This window comes from Humidesulfovibrio mexicanus (genome assembly GCF_900188225.1).
Classification (GTDB): domain Bacteria; phylum Desulfobacterota; class Desulfovibrionia; order Desulfovibrionales; family Desulfovibrionaceae; genus Humidesulfovibrio; species Humidesulfovibrio mexicanus.
In genome coordinates, this window is the sequence record NZ_FZOC01000007.1 from 158,874 (window position 1) to 175,600 (window position 16,727).

The following is a 16,727-nucleotide window of genomic DNA, read 5'->3' on the forward strand; positions in this document are numbered from 1 at the left end:
CGTGGCCGGAACGCCGCCTTCCCTTGGACGGGAGGCGGCGTTTTCACGTTCTCTCGGCCCCCCCTCATTGACCTCCCGGATCGGCGGTGCGATATACGGCCTGGGATGCCCGCCTGACCCGGGACCGTCCCGCGTCGCGGTGCCCCAGAGGGGGAGATCATGCGTAAAGGACAATGGAGAGCGCCCATTCTCGGGCTGGCGTTCTGGGGAATGCTGGCGGGTGCGAGCGCCTTTCCGGCGGCGGCCCTGGCGGACGACGCCCTTGAAGATCTCAAGGCCCAGCAGGCGATCGCAGAGGCGAAAGTGGCCATACTCAAGGCCCAGCGGGAGCAAGCCAAACTTGAAGCAACCGCGGGGCAAGACAAGATTGATGCGCTAAAAAACCTGGTGGAGGCCCAGGTCGCCATTGAGAAGGGCCAAACCGCCACGGAGCTGTCGACCGTCACCGCCTTGAAGGAATTGCTTGGTGCGCCGAAACCCATTGGAGAGGGGGGCGCTGTCACCCCAGGAAACAAGGATATCCCATTTCTGCTGTGGTCCAGCATGGGCGACCTCCCTCTCATCCAGCAGGCTGCGGAAGCCATGTGCAATGCGACAGCGCCTCTGACGATGCTGTTCGCGCCAATAGACCTCACGGCAAGGCGTCAGGCCCTGATCGGGTTTGACGTTCAAGCAAGGCTCCTCCGCGAGGCTTCCCTCAAAATGCTTGGCGACCTTGGCGCCGGACAGCAAAAGTCGTTCAGCGCCGCAGCCGCCATCGGCTTGGCGACCACCGGGCTCTACGCCGCAGGCGCGGTGTCGGAACTCGTCAAATCCCTTCGCACCGACCGGGCCATTACGCTGCATTCAGCCTCGCGCGCCGATGCTTTCGAGCGGGTGGTCATGGGCAACGCCAACTGCGCCCACATAGAGCGCATAGACTGGAAGACCGCCGTATTGGACAAAGTCGCCGCGCAATTCGAGGCAAAAAACAAAACGCTCCATACCCTGCGCGAGGCCTACGGCAAATGGTGCGCCTGGAAAGCTCAAGCGGAGACAGGCCTCAAGAAGGCGGAGGACAAACAGAGTGCGGGGAAAAGCAGAACCAAGGCCGACGCCGCAGCGGCTACGGACATGCAGGCAAGGCTTGACAAGGTTCTCGCATACGCTTGGCTTGCGGATTCCCTCAAGCAATTCCTTGATGGGGCCAGCGCCGATGCAGTCATGAAGCTGGCAGAAACAGCCGCCCTGGTCGAACACATGGACGGCAAGGCCGGCCTTTCCTACACGCTCATTGTCAACAACCTGCAGATCAACGCAAGCGGCGCATTCGGCAAGGGATTGCGGCGCATACCCATGGTGGAACTGCAGTACACCGTCACGGACACGGCGGGAGAAATCAAAAAAACCGGCATATTCGCAAAGAAGGGGAGAGAGCAGGTCATCAATTGGGAACAGGAAACCCCTTGAAAGAGAGGCACGCCTAGGGGGGGCCGCCATTTCTCCCCAGCCCCGGTCCGCCCCCTATCCCAGTTCGAAGCTGGCGACGCCGAACTCGCGCCCCAGGTCGTACTCCGGAACGCCGCCCAGGTACATGCGCCCGGTCTGGAACACCACGCGCATTCCGTGGTCCTCGGCCAGGCGCGCGGCCGCCGGGTTGGTGGCGGGCGCGTCGAAGAACACCGGGCCTTCGGGAGCAGACGCCAAGAGGCCCCGCAACAGGTCGCGGGCCACGGCCACATCGTCGGCAAACAGCGGGCCGATCTTCGCCCCCACGCCGCAGGGCCGCAGCACGCCGAAGCCCGCCAGCGCGCCCCCGCGCCGCGTGCCCAGGGCCACGTGCCCGGGCAGGTCCAGCCAGGAACGCAAAAACGCCTCGCGCCGGCCCGGAAAACAGCGGCCGTCGTAGGCCAGCACCTCATCGAAGGAGCCGCCGCTCAAGGGCAGCAGGCCCTGGGGCATCTCGCCGCCCGCGCGGCCCTGGTACCGGCTGCTGATGCGCGCCGGCTCGAAGCCGCTTTTGCGGTAGGTCTCCACCTGGCCCAGCACGGCATCCAGGCCGATGACCGCCGCGCCGCGCGCCTGCAATGCGGCCTGTGCGGTCCGCCACAGGCGCAGGCCCAGCCCCTGGCCGCGCAACTCCGGCCGCACCACGAAGAAGCCCATGAAGCCGAAGCCGCCGCCACGGCCCGAATCGTAGCGCACGGCGGAAACCGTGGCCGCGGGCCGACCGTCCAAGAGCCCCAGGAAGAACCCGTCCGGATCCGCCGCCCAGAAGGCCTCGGCATCGCGCAGGCCGGGATTCCAGCCCTCGGCCGCGGCCGACTCGATGGCAACGCTCAATTCCGGCCGCGCCATGCGGCGGATGGCATACCCGTCCATGCGGTTCCCTCCGTGCCTCACGCCTGTCTTCTAGCCTTGCGCGCCGCGCACCAGCCCGGCCAGCTCGCGGCTGGCCGCTTCCGGGTCCGGGGCGGAGCAGATGGCCGAAACCACGGCCAGGCCCTGCGCCCCGCAGCGCAACACGCTTGCGGCGTTCTCCCGCCCTATGCCGCCTATGGCCACAATGGCCCGGCCGCTTCCGGCCTCCACCTCGGCGCGCGCGCGCGCCAGCCCGGCCAGGCCCCAGCCCGGCCCGGCGTCGGTCTTGGTGGGGGTCTGGAAAATAGGCGACAAACCATAATAGTCCACCAGCCCGGCGGGCAGGGCCTCGGCCGCGCGCAGCTGGTCCATGGTCTCCACGGAAAGCCCGAGGATCGCCCCCGGCCCGAGCATGGCCCGCGCCTGGGCCACGGGCATGTCGTCCTGGCCCAGGTGCGCGCCCTGGGCGCCGATGGCCAACGCCACGTCCAGCCTGTCGTTGATGATGAGCGGCACGCCAAGGGGCGCCAGCAGGGCGAGCAGCGCCCGGCCCAGCTCCACGAACTCGCGGGTGGGGGCATGTTTTTCGCGCAGCTGCACCACGCGCACGCCGCCGGCCACGGCAGCGCGGGCCACGTCCAGCAGGGAGCGGCCCAGGCACAGGGGCCGGTCGGTGACGAGATACAGGCCGTAGTCCACGCCCGCCGCCTTTAGCGCACCAGCTTGATATGGTCGGCCACGTCCTGGGCGCTCATGGCGTACAAGGCGTCGTAGAAATGCAGCTGCAGGGTGCCCGGCCCGCTGGCCTTGGCTTCGGCCATCTCCCCGGCGATCTTCATGGTCACGCTGGCGTGGAGCGCGGCCTCCAGCGGGTTTTTGTTCACCGCGGCAAAGGCCGCGCACAGGGCCGTGGCCGTGCAGCCAAGCCCGGTGACGCGCGGCATGAGCGGGCTGCCGCCCAGCACGCGCACCTTGGCCCCGCCCTCCACCACAAGGTCGGCCTCGCCGCTGACCACCACCGCGCAGCCGTGCTTCATGGACAGGGCGCGCGCAGCCGAGCCCGCGGCATCGCTCTTGGCCGTGGAGTCCACCCCGCGCGCGGCGCTGCCCGCATCCCCGGCAAGGGTCATGATCTCCGAGGCGTTGCCCCGGATGATGAAGGGCCGGTGCGAATCCAGCAGGGCCAGGGGGGTCACGGTGCGCAGCATGGAGGCGCCCGCGCCCACGGGGTCGAGCACCACGGGCACGCCCGCTCCATCGGCCGCGGCCCAGGCCGGGTCCATGGCGGCCAGGTACTCCGGGGCCACCGTGCCCAGGTTGATGACCAGCGCGCCGGAAATCGCCACCAGCTCGGCCATCTCCTCGACCGCGTGGCTCATGATGGGCGAGGCCCCCAGCGCCAGCAGGGCGTTGGCCGTGGTGTTGGTCACCACATAGTTGGTGATGGAGACCACCACCGGATTCCTGGCCCGTATGGCCTCGATGTCGCGGTACAGGGTGTCGGCGTCGGTCACTGGATACCTCCCGGAGGGAATGGGGTGTGGGCCATGAATCTCCGCTTGCGTGGGCATTGTCAAGCCGCCAAGGCTTGAAATCCGGCGGGCGCGGGCCTACAGTCTCCCCTACGCAACAATAAGGAGACCCCCCATGCCCCAGTTCGCCCACCGCGTGGCCAAGGCACAACGTTCCTTCATCCGCGAGATCTTGAAGGTCACAGCCGACCCGTCCGTCATCTCCTTTGCCGGAGGACTGCCCAACCCGGCCTCCTTCCCGGTGCCGGAGATAGCCGCCGCCGCCGCCAAAGTGCTGTACGAAGCCGGACCGAGCGCGCTGCAGTACTCCACCACCGAGGGCTACGCGCCCCTGCGCGAGTGGATCGCCCGGCGCTACCAGGAAAAGAAGGGCATGGACGTGCGGCCCGAGGACATCCTCATCACCACAGGGTCGCAGCAGGCCCTGGACCTGGTGGGCAAGATCCTGGTCAACGCGGGCGACACCGTGGTCATGGAAAAACCCGGGTACCTGGGGGCCATCCAGGCCTTCACCATCTTCCGTCCCAGCTGGCGCTCCGTGCCCCTTGAGGACGACGGGCCGGACCTGGAGCTGCTGGACCGCGCCCTGAAGCGCGCCAAGCTCTTTTACGCCGTCACCAGCTTCCAGAACCCCTCTGGCCTGTCCTACTCCGAGGAAAAGCGCGCCCGCGTAGCCGAACTGCTGAAGCGGCACCGCACCTTCTTCCTGGAGGACGACCCCTACGGCGAGCTGCGCTTCAAGGGTCAGGCCCTGCCCCCGGTCTGCAAACAGCGGCCGGAGCTCTCCATGCTGTTGGGCACCTTTTCCAAGGTGGCCGCGCCCGGCTTCCGCCTGGGCTGGATCGTGGCGCGCGGGTCCATCATGGAACGGCTCGTCATCGCCAAGCAGGCGGCCGACCTGCACACCGGCTCCCTCGACCAGATGATTGTGCACCGCTTTCTGGCGGACAACGACTTCGAGGCCCATGTGGCGCGCATCAGCCGCCTGTACGGCGAGCAGTGCCGCGCCATGCAGGACGCCATCGCCAGGCACTTCCCCAAGAACGTCCGCGTCACGGAGCCCGAGGGCGGCATGTTCCTCTGGGCCACCCTGCCGGAGGGGCTCTCGGCCACGGAGCTTCTGCGCCGCGCGGTGGAGCGCAAGGTGGCCTTCGTGCCCGGCGCGGCCTTCTTCGTGGACGGCACCGGCGAGAACACTCTGCGCCTCAACTACTCCAACGCCGACGCCGCCACCATCGAGGACGGAATCAAGCGGCTGGCCACCTGCCTGGAGGAGTGCATGGCCGAGGCCGGGAAAGCGGCCCGCGCGGGGGCATGAGCGCGGGCGCGCTGACGCTGCTGGCGCGCTTGCGCCGCATGGCCCTGGCCGCGGTCTGGGCCTACAAGGCGCGCTCGCTCTTCGTCATCCTGGGCGTGGGCTTCGGCGTGGCCTCGCTCACGCTCATCGTCACCGCCGTGGACGGGGCCGAGCGCAAGGCCGTGGAATTGGTGGAATGGTTCGGCCCGGATGCGGCGCTGGTGTTCGGCGGCAACTTCAAGAAGCGCGCGGTGGGGGCGCGCTTCAACACCATCACCCAGGACGACGTGCGCACCATCAGCCAGTCGCTGCCGGGCGTGTCCATGGTGGTGCCCATGCGCTCCAAGGCCGAGGTGCCCGTGCGCCACAAGGACAGCAACATGCCGGGCACCCTGGTCATCGGCGCCACGGAGAACTACGCCCAGGCCTGGAACTGGCCGCTGGTGGAAGGCCGCGACATTTCGGCCGAGGACGTGCGCCTGGGCGCGCGGGTGGCGCTTCTTGGCGACAAGCCCGCGCGCGAGCTTTTTGGCGACCAGTCGCCCGTGGGGCGCACGTTCCAGGTGGGCAAGTTCCAGGTGCAGGCCATCGGGCTGCTCAAGTACCGTGGGGCTTCCGGCGGCGGCGGAGAGGTGGACGACCGCATCATCATCCCCATCACCACGCTCACCAACCGCTTCAACATGGACCGAAAATACTACCGGGCCATGCGCATCAAGTTCCTGGAGCCCGAACGCATGAGCACCCATGTGGAGAACCTGCGCTCCTTCATGCGACAAAACCACAACCTCGGCCCCACGGACGACGACGACTTCTCCATCATCACCGCCGATGAGATCCTCAAGTTCCTTTCGGCCTTCAAGGGCGGGCTGGTGGCCTTCCTCGGCGTCACGGCGGCGGCCAGCATGACCGTGGGCGGCTTTGTGCTGGCCAACCTCTTCTCCATCAGCGTCAGCGAGCGCAGCCGCGAAATCGGCCTCAAGAAGGCGCTCGGCGCCACGCAAAACGCCATTCTGGCCCAGTTTCTCCTGGAAGCGGCCATGCTCACGGCCGTGGGCGGCCTGGTGGGCCTGGGGCTCGGCCTGGGGCTCGGCCAGCTGCTCACCCGGCTGGGAATGCTGCAAATCCTCTTTTCCTGGAAGGTATTCTTCCTGTCCCTGGGCAGCGCGCTGGTCATCGGATTCGTCTTCGGCATCAAGCCCGCGCGCGCCGCAGCCCAGCTCGACCCCATCGCCGCCCTGCGCGGAGACGCATAGCCCTCTTGCGTTCCAGGACCGGAGCTAGCGCCCGCTGGCCAGGGCGATGGCCTGGGTGATGCGCGCGGGGTTGCCGTTCATGGTGGGCACGTCCACATCGCGCCGCCAGGCCGGGGTGAAGCCGCTTAGCAGGGCGTCCAGACGCTGCGGGGCGAAATGGCGGCATACGGCCCCGCCGGTGCGGAACACCCCATAGATCCCGAACTCGGCCTCGTGCTGGCGGTAGCGGGCGATGTTGCGCGCGTCCGGCTGGAAGGGATAGTCGCTCAACAGAAGCAGTCCGCCGGGCCGCAAAAGCCGCCGGACCTCGGCGAGCACGGCCTCGGCTCCGGCCTCTGTGGGCACGCAGGTCAGCACGGCCACAAGCAGGCAGGCATCGAAGGAGGCGTCCGCGAAGGGGAGCGGGATACCCTGGGCCAGACGCAGGTCCAGGTCCGGGTGTTCGCGCCGCCCGCGGGCCAGAAGCGCCTCGGAGATGTCCACGCCGACGACGCGGGAGAACCCCGCCTGGACGAGCTGGGCCGCAGCGCGTCCGTACCCGCAGCCGTAGTCCAGGATGTCGGCCTGCGGCGCAAGCCGGGCGCACAGCTCGTCCAGGGGCAGGGGGTGGCTGAAGGTCTTGCCCGCCCCCTCGCCGTTCCAGTAGTCGCGTTGCAGGTCGAGATCGGCCATGGCCCCCCCCCTCGCCTAGGCGATGTCCAGTCCCCAGCCCTGGCGCACGGTGCGCCGCCAGGAGGCGAATTCGGCCACGAAGTCGGCCAGCTTGAGCTCGCGCTTCTCGCCGGTGCGGCGGTCCTTGGCCTCGATGACGCCATTCTTGAGGCCCTTGCCGCCCAACACCAACTGCATGGGCATCCCCAAAAGGTCGGCATCCTTGAACTTCACGCCGGGGCGCTCGTCGCGGTCGTCGTAAAGCACCTCGACGCCCATGCCCACAAGCTGCTCGTACAGGTCATCTGCTGCCTGGGCGACTTCGGGGTCCTTGCCCGCGAGCGACACAAGCGACACCTCGTAGGGCGCTATGGACGGCGGGAACTTGATGCCGTCGTCGTCGTGGTTCTGCTCGATGGCCGAGGCCACGATGCGCGACACGCCGATGCCGTAGCAGCCCATGACCATCACCTGCTCGCGGCCGTTCTCGTCCAGGAAGGTGGCGTTCATGGCCTTGGAGTACTTGAGGCCCAGCTTGAACACGTGGCCGACCTCGATGCCGCGCCGCAGCCGGATGGCCCCGCCGCAGCGCGGGCAGGGGTCGGCCTCGGTGATGTTGCGCAAATCGGCGTAGGCGTCCACCTTCACGTCGCGGCGCAGGTCCAGGTTCTTGACGTGCGTGTCGCCCGCGTTGGCCCCGGCGATCCAACCGCAGTCCAGGTCCAGCTCGCGGTCGGCCACGATGACGATGCCCGGAGCCTTGAGCCCCATGGGCCCGGCAAAGCCCACGGGCGCGCCGGTCCAGGCGGTCACCTGCTCCGGCGAGGCGAGTTTGACATCCTGGGCGTGCAGGTGGTTCTTGAGCTTGATCTCGTTCAGCTCGCGGTCCCCGCGCACCAGCGCGGCCACGGGCTTGCCGTCCACGTCGAAGAGCAGGGTCTTGAGGATGACGCGGGCCTCCACGCCCAAAAAGGCGCACAGCTCCTCCACCGTGTGCGCGCCGGGGGTGGGAATCTCGCTTGCGGGCGGGCAGTCGTGGCCGCAGCCGCAGGTGTCCGCAGGAACAACGGCCTCGGCCTTCTCCAGGTTGGCCGCGTACTCGCAGGCCTGGCAGGTGGCGATGGTGTCCTCGCCGGTGTCGGCCAGCACCATGAACTCGTGGCTGAAGTTGCCGCCTATGGACCCGGTATCGGCCTCCACGGGCCGGAACTCCAGCCCAAGCCGCCGAAAGATGGCGCAGTAGGCGTCGTACATGGCGCGGTAGCTGGCGTCCGCTCCGGCCTCGTCACGGTCGAAGGAGTAGGCGTCCTTCATGACGAACTCGCGCCCGCGCATAAGCCCGAACCGCGGACGGATCTCGTCGCGGAACTTGGTTTGTATCTGGTACAGGTTGATGGGCAGCTGGCGGTAGGAGCGCACCTCGCCGCGCACCAGGTCGGTGACGACTTCCTCATGGGTGGGGCCCAGGCAGTAGTCGCGGTCGGCGCGGTCCTTGAAGCGCAGCAGCTCCTTGCCGTAGAACTCCCAGCGCCCGGTCTCGGCCCACAGGTCGGCCGGCTGCACCATGGGCATCAGAATCTCCTGCGCGCCCGCCCGGTTCATCTCCTCGCGGCAGATGTCCGCCACCTTGTTCACGGCCCGCAAGCCCAGGGGCAAATAGGTATAGATGCCGCGCGTAAGCTGGCGCACGAAACCGCCGCGCAAAAGCAGGCGGTGGCTTACCACCTCGGCATCGGCGGGCACTTCCTTCAGGGTGGGCACATAGGCTTTGGACAGGCGCATTCGGTTCTCCATGCTTGCGGATTTGGTGACGCCACGCCGTCGCCTGCCCCAATACGGGGCGGCGCTCCGGAGCGGCGCTCCGCCTTCTTTGGCACAAACGTCGCCAACAGGGAAGGGCCGGGCGGGCAGAGCGCCGGACACGGCCCTCCCCCCTTCCGTTCCAAAGCGCCGCTCTGCCCAACGCCCGCGCGTCCCTACAAGCGCTCCGGGGAAAGAAAGCAGGGGGGACCGTGTTCGCGCCGGGCCTGGCTGCCGCCGCTATCTTTGCGCCCTACAGCGCGACCAGTTCGTAGCGCCGCGTGCCCAGGCCCAGGCTTTCGGCGTAGTCCAGGCCGAAAGCGGGCGGCAGGTGCGGGTGCAGGGCGCGCAGCTTGTCGTCGCCGGGCTTGAGCCCCTTGGGCAGGTGGCTGGGCCACAGGGGTTCGGCCTGGTTGATGAGGTCGATGCTGGCCTGGTCGATGGCCACGGGATCCAGGGAGGCGAGCACCCCCACGTCCGGGCAGATGCAGGCGTCGGAGAAGCCCATGCAGTCGCAGTCCGGCGTGACGTTGGTGACGAAGCTGATGTGCAGGGACGGCTTGGCGCGGCCCACCAGAATGGCGGCGGCGTACTCCATCATGCGCTCCAGAAAGGCGGCGACATCGGTCTTCCAGTCGATTTCCAGGCCCCCGTGCCGACAGGCCAGGAAGCAGGCCCCGCACCCCACGCAACGGGCGGCGTCGAGGCGAATCTTCTTTCCGCCGTCCGGGGCATCGGCCAGGGAGAGGGCGCGGGCGGCGCACATGGAGACGCAGGCCCCGCAGCCCTTGCAGTTGTCGATGACCACGAGCGGCCCGGTGCTGACGTGCTGCTGCATCTTGCCCTGCTTGGAGGCCGCGCCCATGCCGATGTTCTTGAGCGCGCCGCCGAAGCCCGCCAGTTCGTGGCCCTTGGCGTGATTGACGGAGACGAGGAGGTCGGCGCCGGCGATGTCCGCGGCGATGAAGGCCTCGGTGAAGTGTTTCCCGCCGCGCACGGGCAGGGCGGTCTGGCTTGCGCCCTTAAGGCCGTCGGCGATGATGACCGGCGCGCCGAGGAGCAGGGGATCGAAGCCGTGCAGGGCGGCCTGCATGGCGTGGGACACGGCCTCGCCGCGCTGCCCCACGTAGAGGGTGCTGGCGTCGGTGAGGAAGGGGCGCGCCCCGGCCTTGACCAGGAAATCGACCACGGGCTTGAGCATGAGGGGCTGCACGTGGCTGGTGACCCCGCGTTCGCCGAAATGGATCTTGATGGCCGTAAGCTCGCCGCCTTCCACGTGTCCGGCGAAGCCGACGCGGGCCAGCAGGCGCCGGATGCGCTCGGCATAGGGGGCCTTGAGGCTGGCGCGCAGGTTCCAGAAGTACACGGGGCTTGTCATAAAGGCCTCCATTGCTGTGGTGGGCGCGAACGCGGGCAGGGGGCGGCGCGGAACACAGAATGCACCGGCGGGGCGCGCGTGGCAAGCTGGGGGCAAGGGGCTTTACACCGTCCGCATCGTGCTTATCTTAACAGTAAGCCCGCCCCGGAAGTCCCGAGGGCGGTGGTTCGACCCCAACGGCAACGGAGGGTGAACCCGAATAGACGCAGAGCGCTTCCCCACAGAATGGCGGATTGAGCCGCCCCTAGCCAAGAAAGAGCGCAGTGCGCCGCAGTGACCCGAACAGGCCCGGACAAAGGGGGGCCGGGGTCCACCCGAAGGAAACGGGAATGCGGCGCACACCACTGTGTTTTTATGTGCAGCACTGTCTCCATATGCATCCATCCTGCACTGCACCATGCCATACTCCGTACGCCAAACCGCCATCACCGCAACGCCAATCACTGTAAAAAACATCTTGACTGGACGATATGCGTGCCTATTTTTCGCACACAACATTCGCAAGGAGGTAGCGCCATGGTGCTCGACTTCAATACGTTGTACACCTTTCCGGGCCGCTTCGAGCGGCTGTTCGAGGACTTCTTCAAGCCGCAGTTCGCCGAGGGAAGGCGGCTTGCCTATCCGCCCTTGAACGTGAGCGAGGACGACACCGCGTACTACGTGCGTTCCGAACTGCCCGGCCTGCCGCTGGACGCCCTCGAACTCACCCTTACGGACAAGAACCTCGTCATCAAGGGCGAACGGCCCACGGAGCAGGGCAAGTACTACCGGCAGGAGCGCCCGGCCGGATTCTTCCAGCGCGTGGTCGCCCTGAACGTTCCCGTGGAGCGCGAGGCCGTGAAGGCCACCCTGGTGGACGGGGTGCTCACCGTCACCCTGCCCAAGTGCGCGGAATGCATTCCCCGCAAGATCAGCATCGACGTGAGCTGATGCGGCACAGCAATGCGGAACAAGGAGGACACGCCATGACCGAAACACCCGACACCCAGGCCCGCGCGGAAGCCAAGGCCCTGCCCCGCGTGAGCCCCGCCACGGACATCCTTGAGCGCGAGGACGGATTCCACATCTACATGGACATTCCCGGAGTGCGCCGCGAGGACCTCAAGATCGACATCAACGAGAATGAACTGCTGGTCACCGGACGCGCCATGCAGGGGGCTTCGGACAAGGAGACCTTCCTGGAGGTCCAGTTCGGACCGGGCGAATATGTCCGCGCGGTGGCCTTGTCCGACCTGGTGGACCGCGAGCGCATCGCCGCCGTCCTGAAGGACGGCGTACTCTCCATCCACCTGCCACGACTGGAAAAGACAGCGCCGCGCCGCATCCCCATTCAAGCGGAGTAGGCCCCGGCGGCACTCCGGACGCAAACAGTGGGCTCCCCTGGTCAAACCGGCCGGGGGAGCCGTGTTTTGCGGATCACGCCGCCCCGTCCGCACGCTTGGCCCCGTAGGCTGCAATGGTTTCCGCCGCCAGCGCCAGCGCCGCTGGCTCGCGCCGCGGACTCTCCGGTGTCGGCTGCGGCAGGGCCGCCTCCGAGACCCCGAATCCGCACCGCCGCAGAGCCTCGGCATCGGGGAGCCGCCCCTGTGAATCCCGGTAGATGAACAGGCAATGCATGAAGGTCCTCCTGGATCATGGCGCAAGGCCATCTGTTGTGCGCCGTTCGTTTTGTGCGTATCTATTTAACGTACCACCCTGTGTCCAGTTGTTTTTTATAAAATAGACTATAGGTTCGCCTATTTGCTTTTTGAAATGCCTCTTTCTACGTTTAAAAGTTTTGGGCTCAGGCCATGCAACAGTGGCGTTGCAACACAGAAGGGCCGGGCCTGCGCGCGGCGCTGGCGGCGGAGAATGTGGACAATACCGCCCACACAGCCTAGTAGTGATTGTTCCGGTCCGCACTTCCGCCGGCCGACATGCCCTCAGGAGGTCCACCCGTGACGCAACCGCCCTCTGCCCGCCTTCCCCGGCTCCGGGCCGCCGTGGCCGTCGGCTTGGCCCTGGCCGCGTTCTGTCCCGGCCCGGCCGACGCCAGCAAGTCCGCCCCGCCCCCGCCTTCGGTCCTGGAACCCGCCGCCGAACAGATGAGCCCCAAGGTCCGCGAGCTGCTGAAAAATGCCAAGGAGGGCGATGCGCACGCCCAGAACGAGCTGGCCATCCATCTCGCCACGGGCAAGGGCGCGCCCAAATCCCCGTCCGAGGCCGTGCGCTGGTGGACCATGGCCGCCGACAAGGGCCTGGCCGAGGCCCAGTTCAACCTGGCGCTTGCCTACGACCAGGGCCAGGGCGTGGCCAGGGACTCCGCCCGCGCGGCCGAGCTGTACGCCAAGGCGGCGGAGCAGGGGCAGGTGGCGGCCATGTACAATCTTGCAGAGCTGTTGAGCAGCGGCCATGGCGTGCCCATGAACCTGGGCCAGGCCGCCAAGCACTACGAAACCGCCGCGACCAAGGGCCACGTGAAGTCCATGTACAATCTGGCCCTGGCCTATTCGCGCGGCAAGGGGCTTGAGCGCGACGACGCCAAGGCCGCAGTGTGGATGCGCAAGGCCGCCGAGGCCGGACACCCGCGCGCGCAGTACCTGCTGGCGCAGATGTACGCCCAGGGCATCGGCGTTCCCAAGGATTCCGCCAAGGCGGCCCAATGGCTGGAGCGCGCGGCCAAGAAAGGCCACGCCCGGGCCCAGTATTCCTATGCCCTGCACTGCCAGCAGGGGCAGGGCGTGCCCGCCGACTGCGAGGCGGCGCGGCGCTGGTACCGCGAAGCGGCCAACCGCAACCACACCGGGGCCATGTGCAATCTGGCCCTCATGCTGCTGGACGACAAGGATTCCGCCAAGAACAGCGCCGAGGCCGAGGCCCTGCTTTTGCGCGCGGCCGAACTGGGAGATCCCAAGGCCATGTTCAACCTTGGCTTGCTGTACCAACAGGGCCAGGTCTTGGCGAAGAAGCCCGCCGAGTCCTATTATTGGTATTCCGTTGCCGCGCGGCACGGCCTTTCCACGGCGCAGCCCCCGCGCGACGCCGTGGCCAAGGAGCTTTCCCGCGTCGAGCGCGAAGGCTTGGACGCCCGCGTGTCCGCCTACAAGCCCAAGCCCGCGCGCGACTAGCCTGGCCGCAGCCCGGCCCGCGCGCCCTTCCCGCCGGAGGTGTCCGCCATGCGCATCGAACAAGTCATGCGGCGCGACCTTGCCCGCATCGCTCCGGAAGAGCCGTTGTCCCGCCTTGTCGAGTGGTATGCGAACCCTGGCGGCCGATCGCGCTACACCTACGTTGTGGACGCCAACGGGCGGCTGCTCGGCGTGGTGACCATGCTGGAGCTGCTCAACGCCTTCATGGACGGGGGGCACGGGCAGGACAGCTCCGACGAGCAGGAGCTGGCGCGCATCGGCCGCGCGCTGGAGGCGAAGAAGTGCCTGCCCGTGTCCACGCTTATGCGCGCGGACCTGCCCACCGTGGCGCCGGACGCCCCGCTTCTGGCCGCGCGGCCGCTGCTGCGGGAACGCGGCGTTACCGCCCTGCCCGTTGTGGACGCGGCGGGCCGCCTGAAGGGTGAAGTGACCCGACGCTTGCTGCTGCGCCTGCTGGACGCCATGCTCCGGGATCCGGGCCTTGCGGCGCTGCGCACGGGCTGCACCCAGCCTGACGAAGGGACGGGCAGCGAATTCTTTGTCGGCTGACGCGCTTTAGGCCGAAAGCACGCCCAGAATCTCGATGTTGGCGGCCTGCCTGGCCGGATATGCCCCTGCCGCAAGGCCCAGCACCACCGAGCCCGCCAGGGTCGCCAGGGTGAACAGCGGCTCGAACACGTACGGAAAGCCCGCCACCGCACACACGATCTCCACCAGGAGGATGCTGGCCGCCACGCCAAACAGCCCGCCCGTGCCGGCCATGATGCCCGCCTCCAGCAGGAACTGCCGGATGATCTGGCCCCGGCTGCCGCCCACGGCCCGGCGGATGCCGATCTCCATGCGGCGGGCCTGCACCATGAGCACCATGATGGACAAGATGCCCATGGCCCCCACCGCGAAGGAGATGACCGAGGTGATGGCCCCCAGCGTCTGCACCAGGTCCAGGGCCTCGCGCCGCAGCTCCATGGCGTCGGCCGGGGTGAGCACGCTGAAGTCGTCCTTCTTGCCTTCCAGGTGGTGGCGCTGGCGCATGATGCGCCTGGCCGCCTCCCTGGCCAGCTCCACGTCCGCGCCCTCGGCCAGGCGCAGGTAGGCCCCGCTGATCCAGGTCTGGTTGGCCGCCCGGCGCATGTAGGTGGACAACGGCAAAAACGTCTGCTCGTCCTGGTCTGTGCCGGTCAGGTCGCGGCCCTTGGGCTCCATCACGCCCACCACGCGGAACCGCGCGCGGAACACCTGGACCTCGCGCCCCAGGGCCTGCTCCGCCCCGCCGAACAGCCGCTCCGCAATGGTGTTGCCCAGCACCACCACGCGCTCCATGCCCTCCACATCGGCCCGTGTGAGGAAACGCCCATGGGCGGGCTGGAAGCTGCGGATCTGGGGGTAGTCCGGCCAGGTGCCCACCATCTGCGTGGTGACAGTGACCCCTGCGGAGCGGATGGGCATGTTTCCGGCGAGGTACGGCGCCAGGGCCACGGCCCCGGGCACCCCGCCGGCCAGGGCGCGCGCGTCCTGCACGGTGAAGGTGCGCTGCACGGACTGGCCGCGCGTGCCCCCGCCGCCATGGGTGAAACGCACTTGCCCGGCCACCACGGCGAACAGTCCGGGGCCGAGTTTTTCGGCCTCAGCCTCCGCAGCCTTGAGCATGGCCTCGGAGACATGCTGGACCCCGTTGAACGACAACGCGCCAAGAAACACGCCCAGCATGGCCAGCAGCGCGCGCAGCTTGTGCGCGGAAAGAGACGAAAGCGCGATCTTGAGATCCAGCAGCATTCCCGACTTGTAGCCCAGCGCGCCGCGCCCGGCAAGCCGTGCGACGGCAAGGATTTCCCACCTCGCTGTTGCCTTGGGCGCAAGCCCGGTGCTATTTTGTATTGACGTAATTCTAAAATAGTAATAGTTATCACTTTGAACACGGCATTGGCCGCCAGGAGGAAATCCAGATGTACTTCAAGCAGATCCAAGTACCCGGTTTGGGATGCTTTTCCTATGTGCTCGGCTGCCCCGGCAAGGGCGTGATGGTCGTTGTGGACCCAAAACGCGACATTGAGGACTATCTGGACATCTCCCGCCAGGAAGGAATGCGCGTCACCCACATCATCGACACCCACGTGCACGCGGACCACGTTTCCGGCGCGCACGAGCTCGCCGCCCGGACCGGAGCGCCCATTTGCATGCACCCGGACACCCCGGCCCGGTTCGCCTTCACCCCCCTGCCGGAAGGCCAGGTGCTGGAGGCCGGCGTGGCGCGACTGCAGGTGCTGCACACCCCGGGCCACACGCCGCACTCCATTTCGCTGCTGGTCTCCGACCTCGCGCGCTCCGAAGATCCCTGGATGCTGCTCACCGGCGACCTGCTCTTCGTGGGCGACATCGGTCGGCCGGACCTGGTGGGCGATGCGGCCTTGAAAGAGCAGGTCCACAACCTGTACAACTCGCTCTTCGTCAAGCTGGGAACACTGCCCGGCCACCTGGAGGTGTACCCGGCGCACGGCTCGGGCTCGCTGTGCGGCAAGGGCATGAGCCCCAAGCCCAGCACCACCCTGGGCTACGAACGCCTGCACAACCCGCGTCTGCAATACGCCTCCTTCGAGGACTTCGCCCTGGCCATGAGCCAGGACTTCCCCGTACGGCCCAAGAGCTTCAGCCACATCATCGCCACCAACGCGGGCGGTGCGCCGCTGCTCGACCGCTGCCCCCTGGAGCGCGCGCTTTCCGTGGCCGACTTCGAGGCGCGCATGGCCGCCGGAGCCACCATCATCGACGCCCGGGACGGTTCGGCCTTCGGCGGCTGCCACATCCCCGGCGCGCTGAACATCGGCTTCGAAAAGCAGCTGGCCAATTGGGTGGGCATGGTGGTGGACCCCAAGGCCGACCTCCTGCTCGTTGTGGACGGCCGCCCGGCCTACGACGCCATGCGCACCGAGCTGCACCGCATCGGCTACGACAACATCCTTGGCTGGCTGGCCGGTGGGATGCAGGCCTGGATCTACGCGGGCAAGCCCACCGAACGCCTGGAACAGCTGGGCGCGCCGGAACTGGCCCGGCGTATCGCCACGGGAAACGCGCCCGTGCTGCTGGACGTGCGCACCCCTGCGGAATGGAACGCGGGCCGCATAGCCGGGGCGCAACACCTGCCCTTCGCAGACATCCTGCAAGCCTGCTGCTCCCTGCCCACGGATGACGAGATCGTGGTCTACTGCGGCACGGGATACCGCTCCAACATGGCAGGATCGTACATGAAATCTCACGGATACGGCAACGTCAAGTCCCTGGCAGGGGGCACGCTCGCCTGGGCGCGCTCCGGCCAGGCCCTCGTCACGCAATAACACCCACACACAAAAA

16 protein-coding genes are annotated in these 16,727 nt (G+C 67.7%); 8 read left to right on the top strand and 8 right to left on the bottom strand.

Annotated features, from left to right (window positions below):
* Positions 1-159: 159 nt before the first annotated feature.
* On the top strand, positions 160-1,449 hold the full coding sequence (locus CHB73_RS14045; RefSeq protein WP_143337403.1) for a hypothetical protein: 1,290 nt from the start codon (positions 160-162) through the stop codon (positions 1,447-1,449).
* 54 nt (positions 1,450-1,503) lie between these two features.
* Here CHB73_RS14045 and CHB73_RS14050 read toward each other — a convergent pair whose 3' ends face one another.
* From CHB73_RS14050 to thiM, 3 genes are read right to left on the bottom strand one after another with little or no spacing between them, the layout of a single operon-like run.
* Complete coding sequence (locus tag CHB73_RS14050) at positions 1,504-2,361, bottom strand: GNAT family N-acetyltransferase (RefSeq protein WP_089275231.1); 858 nt, start codon at positions 2,359-2,361, stop codon at positions 1,504-1,506.
* 30 nt (positions 2,362-2,391) lie between these two features.
* Positions 2,392-3,039 (bottom strand): thiamine phosphate synthase, encoded by a 648-nt coding sequence (gene thiE, locus CHB73_RS14055; RefSeq protein ID WP_089275232.1) that lies wholly within the window; start codon positions 3,037-3,039, stop codon positions 2,392-2,394.
* An 11-nt stretch (positions 3,040-3,050) separates the two neighbouring features.
* On the bottom strand, positions 3,051-3,854 hold the full coding sequence (gene thiM / locus CHB73_RS14060; protein ID WP_089275233.1) for a hydroxyethylthiazole kinase: 804 nt from the start codon (positions 3,852-3,854) through the stop codon (positions 3,051-3,053).
* Between the two features lie 133 nt (positions 3,855-3,987).
* Here thiM and CHB73_RS14065 point away from each other — a divergent pair, with 133 nt between their 5' ends.
* Both CHB73_RS14065 and CHB73_RS14070 read left to right on the top strand, forming a co-directional pair.
* Positions 3,988-5,190, top strand: coding sequence for an aminotransferase-like domain-containing protein (locus CHB73_RS14065; RefSeq protein WP_089275234.1), 1,203 nt, complete (start codon positions 3,988-3,990; stop codon positions 5,188-5,190).
* Complete coding sequence (locus CHB73_RS14070) at positions 5,187-6,425, top strand: ABC transporter permease (protein ID WP_089275274.1); 1,239 nt, start codon at positions 5,187-5,189, stop codon at positions 6,423-6,425. The genes CHB73_RS14065 and CHB73_RS14070 overlap by 4 nt, the downstream gene beginning before the upstream one ends.
* A gap of 24 nt (positions 6,426-6,449) precedes the next feature.
* On the opposite strand, the gene CHB73_RS14075 is transcribed toward CHB73_RS14070, so the two are convergent.
* The 3 genes from CHB73_RS14075 to CHB73_RS14085 form a co-directional block, all read right to left on the bottom strand.
* Positions 6,450-7,097: a class I SAM-dependent methyltransferase gene (locus CHB73_RS14075; protein WP_089275235.1), complete on the bottom strand. Its 648-nt coding sequence runs from the start codon at positions 7,095-7,097 to the stop codon at positions 6,450-6,452.
* Between the two features lie 15 nt (positions 7,098-7,112).
* Positions 7,113-8,858, bottom strand: coding sequence for a proline--tRNA ligase (locus tag CHB73_RS14080; protein WP_089275236.1), 1,746 nt, complete (start codon positions 8,856-8,858; stop codon positions 7,113-7,115).
* Between the two features lie 271 nt (positions 8,859-9,129).
* Complete coding sequence (locus CHB73_RS14085; protein ID WP_089275237.1) at positions 9,130-10,254, bottom strand: DUF362 domain-containing protein; 1,125 nt, start codon at positions 10,252-10,254, stop codon at positions 9,130-9,132.
* Between the two features lie 516 nt (positions 10,255-10,770).
* Between CHB73_RS14085 and CHB73_RS14090 the strand changes: the two genes are divergently transcribed.
* Together CHB73_RS14090 and CHB73_RS14095 are read left to right on the top strand one after the other, a co-directional pair.
* Positions 10,771-11,184 carry an Hsp20/alpha crystallin family protein gene (locus tag CHB73_RS14090; protein WP_089275238.1) on the top strand — a complete coding sequence of 138 codons (414 nt, stop codon included), beginning with the start codon at positions 10,771-10,773 and terminating at the stop codon, positions 11,182-11,184.
* Positions 11,185-11,219: 35 nt separating this feature from the next.
* Positions 11,220-11,597 carry an Hsp20/alpha crystallin family protein gene (locus CHB73_RS14095; protein ID WP_089275239.1) on the top strand — a complete coding sequence of 126 codons (378 nt, stop codon included), beginning with the start codon at positions 11,220-11,222 and terminating at the stop codon, positions 11,595-11,597.
* A 73-nt stretch (positions 11,598-11,670) separates the two neighbouring features.
* On the opposite strand, the gene CHB73_RS14100 is transcribed toward CHB73_RS14095, so the two are convergent.
* Positions 11,671-11,871: a hypothetical protein gene (locus CHB73_RS14100; protein ID WP_089275240.1), complete on the bottom strand. Its 201-nt coding sequence runs from the start codon at positions 11,869-11,871 to the stop codon at positions 11,671-11,673.
* Positions 11,872-12,191: 320 nt separating this feature from the next.
* Here CHB73_RS14100 and CHB73_RS14105 point away from each other — a divergent pair, with 320 nt between their 5' ends.
* Complete coding sequence (locus CHB73_RS14105) at positions 12,192-13,361, top strand: SEL1-like repeat protein (RefSeq protein ID WP_179217062.1); 1,170 nt, start codon at positions 12,192-12,194, stop codon at positions 13,359-13,361.
* Between the two features lie 48 nt (positions 13,362-13,409).
* Positions 13,410-13,931, top strand: a complete 522-nt coding sequence (locus CHB73_RS14110) for a CBS domain-containing protein (protein WP_089275242.1) — start codon at positions 13,410-13,412, stop codon at positions 13,929-13,931.
* A gap of 6 nt (positions 13,932-13,937) precedes the next feature.
* Here the strand turns inward: CHB73_RS14110 and CHB73_RS14115 are convergent, their stop codons facing one another.
* Entirely contained in the window at positions 13,938-15,155 is a 1,218-nt protein-coding gene (locus tag CHB73_RS14115) for an ABC transporter permease (RefSeq protein WP_089275243.1), read from the bottom strand.
* A gap of 170 nt (positions 15,156-15,325) precedes the next feature.
* On the opposite strand from CHB73_RS14115, the gene CHB73_RS14120 reads away from it, so the two are divergent.
* Positions 15,326-16,711, top strand: a complete 1,386-nt coding sequence (locus tag CHB73_RS14120) for an MBL fold metallo-hydrolase (RefSeq protein ID WP_089275244.1) — start codon at positions 15,326-15,328, stop codon at positions 16,709-16,711.
* The last annotated feature ends 16 nt before the right edge of the window (positions 16,712-16,727 follow it).

Excerpts from the sequence above, each read along its gene's own strand:
- CHB73_RS14045 (WP_143337403.1), top strand. The coding sequence starts at position 160 with ATGCGTAAAGGACAATGGAGAGCGCCCATTCTCGGGCTGGCGTTCTGG.
- CHB73_RS14050 (WP_089275231.1), bottom strand. The coding sequence starts at position 2,361 with ATGGACGGGTATGCCATCCGCCGCATGGCGCGGCCGGAATTGAGCGTT.
- CHB73_RS14065 (WP_089275234.1), top strand. The coding sequence starts at position 3,988 with ATGCCCCAGTTCGCCCACCGCGTGGCCAAGGCACAACGTTCCTTCATC.
- CHB73_RS14070 (WP_089275274.1), top strand. The coding sequence starts at position 5,187 with ATGAGCGCGGGCGCGCTGACGCTGCTGGCGCGCTTGCGCCGCATGGCC.
- CHB73_RS14075 (WP_089275235.1), bottom strand. The coding sequence starts at position 7,097 with ATGGCCGATCTCGACCTGCAACGCGACTACTGGAACGGCGAGGGGGCG.
- CHB73_RS14080 (WP_089275236.1), bottom strand. The coding sequence starts at position 8,858 with ATGCGCCTGTCCAAAGCCTATGTGCCCACCCTGAAGGAAGTGCCCGCC.
- CHB73_RS14085 (WP_089275237.1), bottom strand. The coding sequence starts at position 10,254 with ATGACAAGCCCCGTGTACTTCTGGAACCTGCGCGCCAGCCTCAAGGCC.
- CHB73_RS14090 (WP_089275238.1), top strand. The coding sequence starts at position 10,771 with ATGGTGCTCGACTTCAATACGTTGTACACCTTTCCGGGCCGCTTCGAG.
- CHB73_RS14095 (WP_089275239.1), top strand. The coding sequence starts at position 11,220 with ATGACCGAAACACCCGACACCCAGGCCCGCGCGGAAGCCAAGGCCCTG.
- CHB73_RS14100 (WP_089275240.1), bottom strand. The coding sequence starts at position 11,871 with ATGCATTGCCTGTTCATCTACCGGGATTCACAGGGGCGGCTCCCCGAT.
- CHB73_RS14110 (WP_089275242.1), top strand. The coding sequence starts at position 13,410 with ATGCGCATCGAACAAGTCATGCGGCGCGACCTTGCCCGCATCGCTCCG.
- CHB73_RS14115 (WP_089275243.1), bottom strand. The coding sequence starts at position 15,155 with ATGCTGCTGGATCTCAAGATCGCGCTTTCGTCTCTTTCCGCGCACAAG.
- CHB73_RS14120 (WP_089275244.1), top strand. The coding sequence starts at position 15,326 with ATGTACTTCAAGCAGATCCAAGTACCCGGTTTGGGATGCTTTTCCTAT.